The sequence below is a fragment of the Ruegeria sp. YKSE079 genome (genome assembly GCF_059612845.1).
The window spans coordinates 68,141-81,058 of sequence record NZ_JBXWRJ010000011.1; the positions used below are offsets into that span (position 1 = coordinate 68,141).

At 56.3% G+C, this 12,918-nt stretch carries 12 protein-coding genes; 1 reads left to right on the top strand and 11 read right to left on the bottom strand.

The features are described 5' to 3' along the window. Positions 1-9: 9 nt before the first annotated feature. The 9 genes from AC2FMY_RS11960 to AC2FMY_RS12000 form a co-directional block, all read right to left on the bottom strand. Positions 10-744, bottom strand: coding sequence for an ATP-binding cassette domain-containing protein (locus AC2FMY_RS11960; protein ID WP_496748599.1), 735 nt, complete (start codon positions 742-744; stop codon positions 10-12). Beyond that, complete coding sequence (locus AC2FMY_RS11965) at positions 737-1,450, bottom strand: ABC transporter permease (protein ID WP_480749900.1); 714 nt, start codon at positions 1,448-1,450, stop codon at positions 737-739. The genes AC2FMY_RS11960 and AC2FMY_RS11965 overlap by 8 nt, the downstream gene beginning before the upstream one ends. Positions 1,451-1,619: 169 nt before the next feature. Continuing rightward, complete coding sequence (locus AC2FMY_RS11970; RefSeq protein ID WP_480749899.1) at positions 1,620-2,609, bottom strand: ABC transporter substrate-binding protein; 990 nt, start codon at positions 2,607-2,609, stop codon at positions 1,620-1,622. Between the two features lie 59 nt (positions 2,610-2,668). After that, positions 2,669-3,517 carry an ABC transporter permease gene (locus AC2FMY_RS11975; RefSeq protein ID WP_496748600.1) on the bottom strand — a complete coding sequence of 283 codons (849 nt, stop codon included), beginning with the start codon at positions 3,515-3,517 and terminating at the stop codon, positions 2,669-2,671. Continuing rightward, on the bottom strand, positions 3,514-4,446 hold the full coding sequence (locus AC2FMY_RS11980) for an ABC transporter permease (RefSeq protein WP_480749897.1): 933 nt from the start codon (positions 4,444-4,446) through the stop codon (positions 3,514-3,516). Before AC2FMY_RS11980 ends, AC2FMY_RS11975 begins: the two co-directional genes overlap by 4 nt. 27 nt (positions 4,447-4,473) lie before the next feature. Then, on the bottom strand, positions 4,474-5,256 hold the full coding sequence (locus AC2FMY_RS11985; protein WP_480749896.1) for an ABC transporter ATP-binding protein: 783 nt from the start codon (positions 5,254-5,256) through the stop codon (positions 4,474-4,476). Beyond that, positions 5,253-6,653, bottom strand: a complete 1,401-nt coding sequence (locus AC2FMY_RS11990) for a pyridoxal phosphate-dependent decarboxylase family protein (protein ID WP_496748614.1) — start codon at positions 6,651-6,653, stop codon at positions 5,253-5,255. Before AC2FMY_RS11990 ends, AC2FMY_RS11985 begins: the two co-directional genes overlap by 4 nt. Before the next feature lie 5 nt (positions 6,654-6,658). Then, positions 6,659-8,113 (bottom strand): dihydropyrimidinase, encoded by a 1,455-nt coding sequence (gene hydA / locus AC2FMY_RS11995; protein ID WP_496807436.1) that lies wholly within the window; start codon positions 8,111-8,113, stop codon positions 6,659-6,661. Between the two features lie 91 nt (positions 8,114-8,204). After that, positions 8,205-9,455: a Zn-dependent hydrolase gene (locus AC2FMY_RS12000; RefSeq protein ID WP_496748651.1), complete on the bottom strand. Its 1,251-nt coding sequence runs from the start codon at positions 9,453-9,455 to the stop codon at positions 8,205-8,207. Positions 9,456-9,626: 171 nt separating this feature from the next. Here AC2FMY_RS12000 and AC2FMY_RS12005 point away from each other — a divergent pair, with 171 nt between their 5' ends. Then, entirely contained in the window at positions 9,627-10,238 is a 612-nt protein-coding gene (locus AC2FMY_RS12005; RefSeq protein WP_496748650.1) for a TetR family transcriptional regulator C-terminal domain-containing protein, read from the top strand. Positions 10,239-10,241: 3 nt separating this feature from the next. Here the strand turns inward: AC2FMY_RS12005 and AC2FMY_RS12010 are convergent, their stop codons facing one another. Next, positions 10,242-11,501 (bottom strand): MFS transporter, encoded by a 1,260-nt coding sequence (locus tag AC2FMY_RS12010; protein ID WP_480749891.1) that lies wholly within the window; start codon positions 11,499-11,501, stop codon positions 10,242-10,244. A 94-nt stretch (positions 11,502-11,595) separates the two neighbouring features. After that, positions 11,596-12,900: an NAD-dependent dihydropyrimidine dehydrogenase subunit PreA gene (gene preA / locus AC2FMY_RS12015; protein ID WP_480749890.1), complete on the bottom strand. Its 1,305-nt coding sequence runs from the start codon at positions 12,898-12,900 to the stop codon at positions 11,596-11,598. Positions 12,901-12,918: the final 18 nt, after the last annotated feature.

Here is a 12,918-nt window from a genome sequence, read left to right on the forward strand (position 1 = left end):
ATAATTGAACTACGTCACCAAGCCCCCGGCGAGATAGCAGCGTGCCGCATCGGTTTTCGGGGTATCAAGTATCTGTTTGGCGACACCATGTTCGACAACACGACCGCCTTGCATCATCACGATATCTGCCGCCAGTCGGCGCGCCTGACCGATATCATGCGTCACCATTACGATTCGCACACCGTGTGCCGAAGCGTCCAAAATCATTCGTTCGATCGCTTGGGTTGCAGCTGGGTCCAGAGCGCTCGTGGGCTCATCAAGCAAAAGGATATCCGGGACCGTCGCGAGCGCCCGCAGAATTGCAAGGCGCTGAGCCTCACCACCCGACAATGAACGAGCCGATTGCCGAGCCTTGGCTAGCAAACCGCCTTCGGTCAGCAACTCAGCAATTCTTTGACGTCGCACATTGCGCGGCAATCTTTGGCGCTTCAAAACAAAATCCAGATTGGCGGCAACCGAACGGCGCAACAGTACAGGTTTCTGAAACACCATCGCTTGCCGCGACTTTTGTTCGCTATTGAGTACAGTTCCGTCCTGTATGACCTTTCCAGCGTCTGGAAAAATCAATCCGTGCAAGCATCGTAGCAACAGGCTTTTGCCGGCACCATTCGGGCCAAGAATGAGCGTTGGGCCCGGACCTTCAAGCAGAAGATGTGGCACGTCCAGCAAGATACGGTCGTTGCGTCTGATGCGCAGGCCTCGCGCCTCAAACCCTCGCATCGCTTCCACGCTGAGATCACGCATGGCGCAATCCCTCCCGTTCCGATCTAAGCGTCAGAGCACTGACAAATGCGTTCACGGCAACGGCGGTAGCGATCAAGATCGTGCCCAAGGCCAAGGCAAGCGAAAGATTGCCCTTTGATGTCTCCAGAGCGATTGTGGTGGTCATTACCCGAGTGACGTGGTTGATGTTGCCGCCTACGATTATGACGGCACCAACTTCGGCAATTGCGCGCCCGAAACCGGCCAACAACGCCGTCGCCAGCGCCAAGCGGGCGTCCCACAGGAGGACCGGGACCGAGGCAAGGCGCGAGACCCCTAGGGAAAGCAGTTGTTCGGCATATTCCTCGGCCAGCGTTTCCACAACCTGACGGGTCAAGGCGGCGACAATGGGTGTCACAAGCACCACTTGCGCGATGATCATCGCCGTTGGCGTATAAAGCAATTGTAGTACACCAAACGGTCCCGAACGCGACAACATCAGATAAACCAGTAGCCCGACAACAACTGGTGGTAGGCCCATTAAGGCATTAATCAGAACGATCACAGCACGTCGTCCGGGAAAACGACCAACGGCCAAAGCCGCCCCCAAAGGCATGCCGATGAGCGCGGAAATCAGCACAGCCATTATTGAGACACGTAATGACAACAGAACAATCGCCCAAAGCTCGGCATTGCCCTGAAATATCAGGGTTATGGCCACCTGCAGTTCTGCCGCAAAATTCTGCATTATTTTCCGTCACACCAAGATAATGCCTAAATCACCGAGATTTACAAAACAACTTAACGCGGCGACGGTAAATCTCCAGCACCAAAACCGACAAGATACCAAAAAAACGCGGCCCCTCTAGGGGCCGCGTCGGTTGCTTGTATACAATTCGAGCAGGAAGGTGGTCGACTTAATTCAAGGCGCCATCAGTGATCTGATGCGTCCAGGCGCCATCCGGCGCCGCAGTGATCACCGGGTCAGAACCACCAGCGAGCAGAGTACTCACCGTGCGTTCATAGTCGGCAGGATCTAGCGCGCCGTTGGACCCGGCGGTCAGCTTGGCGATTTCACCCATCATACGCTTCTGGTGCTTTTCGGTTTGCGCCCCGGTTTCGTCATTGTCGAGCACGATCAATGCGGCCTCGTCAGGATTCTCTTCGGCGTATTTCCAGCCTTTCATCGAGGCACGCACGAAACGAGTCATCTTGTCGACAAATGCCGAGTCGCCCAAATTTTCCTCAAGGACATAAAGCCCGTCTTCAAGCGTCGCAACGCCCTGATCTTCGTATTTGAACGTCACCAGTTCCTCGGGGCTGACACCAGCATCAATCACTTGCCAGTACTCATTGTAGGTCATCGTGCTGATGCAATCCGCCTGACGCTGCAAGAGCGGATCCACGTTGAAACCTTGTTTGAGTACTTCGACGCCACTGTCACCCTTGCCGCCTGTATCGATGCCCAACTGACTCATCCAGCTCATGAACGGGAACTCGTTGCCAAAGAACCAGACACCTAGCGTGCGGTTCTTGAGGTCATCAGGCGAGGCTATGCCCGCATCCTTCCAACAGGTCAACATCATACCGGAGCTTTTGAACGGCTGCGCGATATTGACAAGTGGCAGGCCTTTTTCACGTGCAGCCAGCGCTGCGGGCATCCATTCGACCGTAACATCTGCACCGCCCCCAGCGATCACTTGCGTCGGAGCGATGTCCGGACCACCAGGTAATATGGTGACTTCCAGACCTTCTTCATCGTAAAACCCCTTGTCCTTGGCCACATAATAGCCCGCGAACTGGGCCTGGGTAACCCATTTCAACTGCAACGTAACTTCGTCGGCCGCCAAAGCGCCTGAGGCAGCAAAGCCCAGGGATAGGGCCAACCCTGTGATCGTTTTTCTCATGTCTTACTCTCCTTGTTGATTTCAATGTCCTCTTTCAGAGGATCTGCTGTTCCTGTAGTTCATCTTCTGCGCTGCGAAGGATGCCAAAAGGTAACCGTCCGCTCAATCAACACCACGATACTGTAAAAAGCCGTTCCCGCTAGTGCCGCAACCGCGATCTCGGCCCAAACGAGGTCGATGGACAGGCTTCCGACACCCGTTGATATGCGAAATCCCATGCCCCGGGTCGGCGAACCGAAATACTCTGCTACTATTGCCCCGATCAGGGCCAGGGTGGTGGCGATTTTCAATCCGTTGAACACGAATGGCATTGCGGCTGGCAAGCGAAGCTTTAGCAAGGTTTGCCAATATCCGGCCGCATAGGTGCGCATCAGGTCCCGCTGCATCGCATCGGTTTCGCGCAATCCCTGCACTGTGTTGACCAGTATTGGAAAAAACACCATCACCACCACGACCGCAGCCTTCGATTGCCAATCGAATCCAAACCAACTGACCAGTATTGGGGCAATACCCACAATTGGCAAAGCGGCAACGAAATTGCCGATGGGCAACAGACCCCGCGTCAAGAACGATGATCTGTCGATGAAAATCGCGGTTGCCAATGCCGCTGCTCCGCCGATGAGAAATCCGGTCATCGCCCCCTTGAACACAGTTTGCTGGAAATCTTCCCACAATGTGGCCGTAGAGGCAGCAAAGGTCTGCGCGACAGCTGACGGCGCTGGCAGAATGACTGGAGAAACCTGCAGCCCCCTTACAATACCTTCCCACAGAATCAGAAGCGTCACCCCAAACAGGACTGGAACGAATATTCGCGCCGAGCGGGTATCGCGCAATTGAGAACGGGCGAGCCAAGAATTCAGCGCCCAAGCACCGAGCCAGAACAACAGGGCGAACATTAGCCAGTTCATGCTTCCATCCCCATCCGCTTGAGCGCTGCCCGCTGCAACACATCCAAAAGCGTCACGAGGATACCTGCCAAAATTGCTGCAGCGAGCAGCGCCGCCCAGATCGCCAGTGGCGTTCCGAATTGATCCCCGATCAGAATGCGTGCCCCCAACCCCGAGATTGCACCAGTCGGCAGTTCCCCTACAATAGTTCCCACAAGAGAAGCCGCGACACCAATCTTGAGAGAAGTAAACAGATACGGAACAGAACTGGGAAGGCGAAGTTTAATAAATGCGTCTAACCCACTGGCATTATAGGTTTTCAACAGATCCAGCTGTGAATGGGCCGGCGCACGCAGCCCTTTTACCATCCCTACAAGAACCGGAAAATAACACAGGTAGGCTGAAATAATCGCCTTGGGAACTCCTCGCCCTTCAATTCCAAGTTGCGAACTAAGCACGATGATCATCGGTGCCAGCGCCACGATAGGAACTGTCTGACTGATGATCGCCCAAGGCATCAAGCTCATATCCACGACGCGGGAATAGACGATAGCCACCGCGCCCAGAATTCCCAGGGTTGTTCCCAGCAAGAAACCCCAAAGCGTCGATTGCAGCGTGATCCCCGCGTGGTAGATCAGTGAACGTTTGGACATCGCTCGGCCTCGCAAGGCCATCTCACCCGTCGTTTTCCACAATTCGCTGCCCACCTGGGCCGGTGTTGGCAGACGCGGACGTTCCAGATCGTAGCCTACGGCGACCAAATGCCGGTTTTGCGTCATCAACCACCATACGGAGACGCTCTGCCGAGCCAAGGACGTTTCGGGCACAACCTGCTCTCCGCCTCGCTCGGCCTGATCCAGCGCGACGCGGATGTTCATCGGCGCCACGGCGAGATACCAAAGCCCGGCAAGCACAGCCAGCACAGTCAGGATAGGCAAGAAATTTCTCATGCAATACACCCCACGATATCCAAGGCATCAATCATCATAGGCGTGCCCTGCCCTCAAGCCTTCACGCACGCGGTGTGCAACTTCAAGAAACTCCGGAGTATCGCGAATATCCAGCGGACGCTCTTTGGACAGCGGACTTTCTATCACATCGGTAATCCGCCCCGGACGCGGGCTCATCACCACAATCCGGGAACTCAGATATACTGCCTCCGGAATCGAGTGAGTAACAAAGCCGATCGTCTTTCCAGTCTGGCGCCAAAGTTTGAGCAACTGTTCGTTCAGGTGATCACGGACAATTTCGTCCAGCGCACCAAATGGTTCGTCCATCAACAGAATATCCGCATCAAAGGCCAGAGCCCGCGCAATCGAAGCGCGCTGCTGCATCCCGCCAGAAAGCTGCCAAGGATATTTGCCACCGAACCCTTTCAGATCAACCAGTTCCAGAACCCGGTCAGCCCGTTCTTCCTGCTCATCACGAGAATATCCCATGATCTCGAGCGGGAGTTTTATGTTCTTTGCGATGGTGCGCCAAGGATAAAGGCCTGCTGCCTGGAAAACGTAGCCATAGGCCCGGTTGCGCCGCGCTTCGTCCGGTGTCAAGTCATTGACGCTGAGGCTGCCGCCCGTGGGTGTTTCCAATGCCGCAACACATCGCAGAAAAGTGGTCTTCCCGCACCCGGAAGGCCCAATGAAGCTGACAAAATCGCCCTTGTTAATAGTGAGACTCACATCCTTGAGCGCGTGGACCGGCCCGTCATTGGTCTGAAAGGTCAAATCCAGATTCTCGGCCTTGATGACTTCTTCCTTCAATTCTTCCCCCGCACGATCTTCCAAGCATTGATAAGTTCGGACACCAATTGGTCCGTGTGTTCTTCCTGTGTCGAATAGCCGATCACTGAAACCCTAATGATTTCGCGCCCCTGCCACTGCCCATGGGTCGGATATACCCGCCCCGCTGACTGCACGATCCGCAACACCTCGCGCGTTTCAGCGTCGCTGTCGCCACAGCGAATGGCCACCTGGTTTGACACCACATCGTTCATCACCGTCAGCCCAGGTTCGGCAACGATCTTCCCGGCGATCCGGTTGGCGAGCGCACAGTGTCGGGAAACCATTTCCCGAACACCGCTCCGACCAAGATGGCGCAAAATGGCGTAGCTGGGCACACCACGTGCTCTGCGAGAAAGCTCGAAAACAGAATCGGTAGGTTCCCAATGTGCGTTGGTTGCTGGCAAATACGCCCCCCGCGCAGACATCGATGCCACCAGTGACGCACGGTCGCGAACTATGGCAACACCCGCATCAAAAGGCGCATTCAACCATTTGTGCAGATCAACCGCCCAGCTGTCCGCCAACTCCACCCCCGCAAGGCGCGACGCTAGTCCTGGCACGGCTGCAAGCCACAGGCCAAAAGCACCGTCCACATGAATCCAAGCATTTCGCCCACGGGCCATCGGGATGACTTCGGTAAAAGGATCGAATGCCCCGGTGTTGATCTGTCCCGCCTGGAGAACAACCAGAACAGGCCCAGTCGCTCGACTCAATGCCTTTTGAAATGCCTCCGGTCTAATCCGTCCTTGACCATCTGTAGCCACCCTCAGAACGCGGGACGCACCAAATCCAGCGTATCTGAGCGCTGCGAATGGCGCCGAATGCGCGTCTTCACCAATCAACACAGAAATCTCGGGTGCTCCGAACAACCCGTCCGCCTCGACGTCCCACCCTTCTTGCGCCAGCAACGCATGCCGTGCAGCCATAATGCCTGTGGTGTTTGCGAGCGTCGCCCCGGTGGCTATACCCACTCCACTTTCAGGCGGAAGGTTTAACAGATCGACCACCCAATCACATACGGCACGCTCCATCCCGGTGATCGACGGTGTCTCGACAGAAGAAGCGACATTCTGTCCCCAAGCGGATACCAACATGTCCGCCGCTACGCCAACAGGGTGAGAGCCACCCAGAACAAAGCCGTAAAAATTGGGTGAGCACATCTGGTTTATCCCCGCATCCGCATCTCGGGCCATATGCGCAACGACCGCTTCGGCGGACAGACCTTCCTCGGTCAGCGGCGTCCGAAACCTGGCGACCGCCTCATCTAGACCCAGCGCTGGAGGCACCTGGCGGTCCGGCACGCCCAGGCGGTAGGTAACCGCCTTTTCGGCGGCCAACCGCATTGCCAGTTCGTGATCGGTGCTGAGCCCTGACACTCGGTTCAAACCCCCGTTACCGGAATACCTGTCCGCTCTATGGGACGCGGTGCGGTCAGCTCCTTCCAGGTGCTCAGGGCCTTGTTCACCGTCGTATTGGCCTCGCGGGCAACAAACTTGCCATGGCCTTCCTGCGTGCGGATTTCGCCGTCATGCACGGCGACCTGCCCGCGTGTCAGGGTAAAACGCGGTAAGCCTTTCACCGAGTGACCTTCGAATACGTTGTAGTCGATCGAAGATTGTTGCGTAGTGGCCTGGATCGTTTTTGTTTTCGCCGGATCCCATACTACCAAATCCGCATCCGCTCCGACCAGAACAGCACCTTTCTTGGGATAGCAATTCAGTATCTTGGCGATATTGGTCGATGTCACGGCCACGAACTCGTTCGGTGTCAGACGCCCTGTGTTAACCCCATGAGTCCAGAGCATCGGCATCCGATCCTCAAGACCACCCGTGCCGTTCGGGATTTTAGTGAAATCACCAACGCCATAACGTTTCTGCTCGGTCGTAAAGGCACAATGATCAGTGGCCACCACCGAGAGCGACCCCGACTGCAATCCGGCCCAAAGGCTGTCTTGGTGTTTCTTGTCGCGGAAAGGTGGCGACATGACACGCCGGGCGGCATGATCCCAATCGGGGTGGGCGTATTCGCCTTCGTCCAAAGTCAGGTGCTGGATCAGCGGTTCACCCCAAACGCGCTTGCCCTGCATCCGTGCCCTTCGGATTGCCTCGTGACTTTCCTCGCAAGATGTATGAACCACATAAAGTGGCACGCCCGCCATGTCGGCGATCATGATGGCGCGGTTGGTGGCTTCGCCTTCCACTTGCGGCGGGCGAGAATAAGCATGCGCTTCGGGTCCGGTATTACCTTCGGCCATCAGTTTGGCCTGCAGTTCGGCCACCACGTCACCGTTCTCGGCATGCACCAGCGCGATCCCCCCCAGTTCGGCCAGACGCTGGAACGAAGCGTACATCTCGTCATCATTCACCATCAACGCGCCTTTATACGCCATGAAATGCTTGAAGGTGTTGATGCCGCGTTGTTCAATTACAGTCTTCATGTCGTTGAAAACCTGTTCGCCCCACCAGGTCACCGCCATGTGAAAGGAATAGTCGCAATTGGCACGGGTCGATTTGTTGTCCCATCGCTTCAGCGCGTCCAACAGGCTCTCGCCCGGATTGGGCAACGCAAAATCAACCACCATCGTGGTGCCACCCGCAAGCCCGGCACGGGTCCCGGATTCAAAATCATCCGAGCTGTAGGTGCCCATGAACGGCATTTCCAGATGAGTATGCGGGTCGATCCCGCCGGGCATCACATAACAGCCAGTTGCGTCCAGCTCGTTATCCCCTTTCAGACCCATCCCGATCCCGGTGATCACGCCACCTTCGACCAATACATCCGCCTTGTATGACAAATCCGCGGTGACAACAGTTCCGTTTTTAATAACAGTACTCACTTTGAACTCCCTGATGCGGTCTGCGCCGCTTGCTTCATCTAGCTAAAAAATCCCGGGGGAGTCGCCCAATGGGCGACGGGGGTAACGCCCCTTATTCCACGATCTCCGCCGTCTCCACGACCGCGTGGAACAGCACATCCGCCCCGGCCGCCGCCCAATCCTTGCTGATCTCCTCGGCCTCGTTGTGGCTCAACCCGTCCACGCAGGGGCACATCACCATCGCCGTCGGCGCCACCCGGTTGATCCAGCAGGCGTCATGGCCGGCGCCCGAGATGATGTTGCGGTGCGAATAGCCCAACCGCTCCGCCGCGTTGCGCACCGCCGCGACGCAACCCTCGTCGAACTCCACCGGGTCGAAGCCGCCCACCTTCTCGAAGGCGATCTTTAGCCCCATTTCGTCGGCGATCTTCTGGCTTTCGATGCGCAATCGCCGCTCCATGTCCTCGATCACCACCAGATCGGGCGAACGGAAATCGACCGTAAACACAACCTTGCCCGGTATCACGTTACGCGAATTTGGATAGACATCGATGTGCCCCGCCGCACCCACGGCGTGTGGCGCGTGGGACCAAGCGATCTCATCAACCTTTTCCAACACCCGCGCCATACCGAGCCCCGCATTCTTGCGCATCGGCATCGGGGTCGAGCCGGTATGGGCATCCTTTCCGGTGATCGTTATTTGCGTCCAACTCAGGCCCTGCCCGTGAGTGACAACGCCAATATCCTTGCCTTCGGCTTCAAGGATTGGACCCTGTTCGATGTGCAACTCAAAGAAAGCATGCATCTTGCGCGCGCCGACCTCTTCCTCACCCCGCCAACCGATCCGGTTCAGTTCATCCCCGAATTTCTTGCCCTCGGCATCTTCACGGTCATAAGCCCAGTCCTGCGTGTGCATTCCAGCAAAGACACCAGACGACAGCATCGCAGGCGCATACCGCGTCCCTTCCTCGTTGGTCCAGTTGGTCGCCACGATGGGATGTCTTGTCTTGATCCCGAGATCATTGAGCGTGCGGATAATTTCCAGCCCCCCCAAAACGCCCAGCACACCGTCATATTTTCCACCGGTCGGCTGCGTATCCAGATGCGATCCCACATAGACCGGCAAAGCGTCCGGATCGGTGCCTTCACGATGCGCAAACATGTTGCCCATCTGGTCAAGGCCCATGGTGCATCCGGCCTCTTCACACCATTTCTGGAACAAGGCGCGACCTTCGGCATCGTCGTCGGTCAGAGTTTGCCGGTTATTCCCCCCCGCAACACCGGGACCGATCTTAGCCATCTCCATCAGGCTGTCCCACAACCTGTCGCCATTGATCCTGAGATTCTGCGCCGGAGCTGCCATGTTTTCCCCCTGTGTCTTGCTATTTGGCACGCTTTTGATGTCTTGATTTGACCATCTGGTCAAACTCACGCTATCACGGGGCAGACGTCAGTCAAGGAATAGCAACGTATCGCCAAAAAAATACACGATTTTGGCGTGCTTCGGTAAGAAAGACGGGACAACACAAAAGCGATGCCAGACGACCGCGCGCCAACCCGCATCCAGAAAAAGAACCGCGCTACGATTCTCGAAGCAGCGCTGGAGGTATTCTCGGCTCATGGATTCCGTGGAGCAACCGTGGATCAGATCGCTGTGGAATCAGGGCTGAGCAAACCAAATCTGCTATATTACTACCGGAGCAAGGATGCGATCTACTCGGCGTTGCTCGAACGACTGCTGGATACCTGGCTCGATCCTTTGCGTGCCATAGATCCCAAAGGCAACCCTCTGGACGAACTGTTGTCGTATATCCAGCGAAAACTGGAGATGAGCCGCGACTATCCGCGTGAAAGCCGCCTGTTCGCAAATGAGATCATCCGTGGCGCGCCGCATATTCATGAAGTTCTGTCCACCGACCTGAAAGCATTGGTGGATAAAACTGCGGTCTTGATCCAGCACTGGATAGACAAAGGCCACGTGGCTCAGATCAATCCATACCATCTGATCTTTTCGATTTGGTCTCTGACCCAGCACTATGCGGATTTTGACATCCAGATTCGGGCTGTTTTGGGGGGTGAAGACCCGTTCGACGGCGCTTCAGAATTCGTGGACACGCTTTACCGTCGCCTTTTAACACCTAAATGACATCTAACCTTCAGTCGGCAATTCCTGATCTTCGCCTTCACCGACCGCAAGAAGTGTTGTTTCTGGCGTCATCGCCCGAGCTGTCGGCGAGGGTACAAACGCAGCCTTGCCGTCCGCTTCGACGGCGGGGCGTGTAAGAATGCGAGCTGTCGTGAACAGGATCAGCAGCGCGTGGGACAAAGCCGAAGTTATGAACAGGCCCTGACCGCCCAAATATGACATTCCATAACCCGCAACGGCCGGCCCCGCGATTGAGCCAACACCATAGATCATCAAAAGACCACCGCTTACTTGAATGGCCGTCCCTTCGGGCGCGTGATCATTGGCATGAGCGATGATGATCGGATACATCGCATAGATCGCCGCTCCAAACAGTGCAGAGAGAGCCAAGTTGACTTCAACCGTTTCGGGTCGGATAAGAATGAAGAAGAGGTCGGATACGATTGCAACAGCGGCAACCGTTACCAAAACGATGCGGCGATCCATTCGGTCTGACAGCCAACCAATCGGGATCTGGGAAACAGCGCCCGCCATATATGGCAAGCTCGCAAACAGCGCCATCGATGCGACGGCAAGACCAATCCGGTCGGCATAAACTGCCGCCAAAGTTCCGAATGCGCTGTTGGATATGCCCACGAAAAACACGCCGACCACGGCTACTGGCGAGTTGCGCCACAACGCCCTGAGATCAAGTCTTACACTGACCAGTGGCTTTGGCACCGCGCCAGTGGAAATCGCGGTCGGAACGAGGGCAAGGCAGTAGAAAATCGCTGGCAGAACAAAGAACAGAAACCCGCGCGTGTCGCCCAACGTCAGAACCAGTTGCCCCGCGGTCGAAGCTCCGAGGTTAACCATCGTATAGAGACCAAAAATCCTACCTCGCGAGGACGGGTCGGCCCGTTCGCTGAGCCAGCTCTCAACGATCATCGCGGCTCCGGCGAAACAAAAACCCGATATGGCACGAAGCGGTATCCAGGCGTACGGTGACAGGAAAATCAACGATGCAAGAACTGCGATGGCCGCAAAAGCTGCCATGACGCCGAACGACCTGATGTGACCGACATTGCCGACCAGCGGAGGCGTCATCAAGCATCCAGCAACGTATCCCACAGCCCAACCGGTTCCAAGAAGACCTAAAGAAGCAGCACTGAATCCCTCAGCTGTACCCCGTATGGGAAGAATCAAACCGTTCATGCCGCCGGCGAACAACAGCAATGCCGAACCCAGCAGCAATGCACTTACCGGAAACAGTTGCTTGATCATTAGTGAGCCTTTTCAATGCCAAAGCGGGGCAGCAATGCCACCCCGCTTATCATAGCCTTTCTGTCCAATACCAGCCATGGCGTACGACTTGGCGTTACTCCGCCGCCTTGGCCATCGGGTTATTCGGATGCGTGGTCCAGTTGGCGTATTCTGCCTCGACCACCTTGCCAGTGCGTGGATCGGTTTCACCCGCAGCCATCGGCACCATCGAAATGCACCCTTCGACCGGGCATACATCAACGCAGAGGTTGCAAGCCACACATTCTTCGTCCTTCACCTCGAACACCCGGTCTGACGACATCGAAATAGCTTGGTGGCTGGTATCCTCGCAAGCCGCATAGCAACGACCGCATTTGATGCACTGATTCTGATTGATGCTGGCCTTTGCTACGTAATTCAGGTTCAGAAATTGCCAATCGGTGACGTTGGGGACCGCACGTCCAACGATTTCGGAAACGTTGACATATCCCTTTTCATCCATCCACCGCGACAGGCCAGCCGTCAACTCGTCGATGATTTTGAACCCATAGGTCATAGCAGCGGTGCAAACTTGCACCGTGCCGCAGCCGAGGCTCATGAATTCTGCCGCGTCACGCCACGTTGTCACGCCACCAATGCCCGAAATCGGCAACCCGCGCGTGTCGGAATTTCTCGCGATTTCTGACACCATTGACAATGCAATCGGCTTGACCGCTGGCCCACAATAGCCGCCGTGGCTACCCTTGCCGTCAATCGTCGGTTCCGGGCTGAAAGTGTCCAGATTAACACTGGTGATCGAGTTGATCGTATTGATCAGAGACACCGCGTCTGCACCACCGTTTTTCGCCGCAGTGGCTGGCTTTCGGATATCAGTGATGTTCGGCGTCAGCTTAACGATCACCGGCTTATCATAGTATTGCTTGCACCAGCGAGTGACCATTTCGATATATTCGGGCACCTGTCCAACCGCCGAACCCATGCCGCGTTCGCTCATCCCATGGGGACAGCCGAAATTGAGCTCGATCCCGTCAGCCCCGGTTTCGGTCACCTGCGGGAGGATCGCCTTCCATGCCGCTTCTTCACATGGCACCATGATCGAAGCGATCAACGCCCGATCTGGATAGTCCGCCTTGACTCGCGCCATTTCCTCGAGGTTCACCTCAAGCGGGCGGTCGGTGATCAGTTCGATGTTGTTGAGACCCAGCAAACGCCGGTCAGCCCCATAGATGGCGCCATAGCGAGGACCGTTTACATTGACCACCGGCGGGCCTTCGGCCCCCAGGGTCTTCCAGACGACACCACCCCAACCGGCTTCAAAGGCGCGGCGCACATTGTATTCCTTGTCCGTCGGCGGCGCAGAGGCCAGCCAGTACGGATTTGGGCTGGAAATGCCCAGAAAGTTTGTTGTCAGATCGGCCATGGCTTCTCCCTTCCCGGC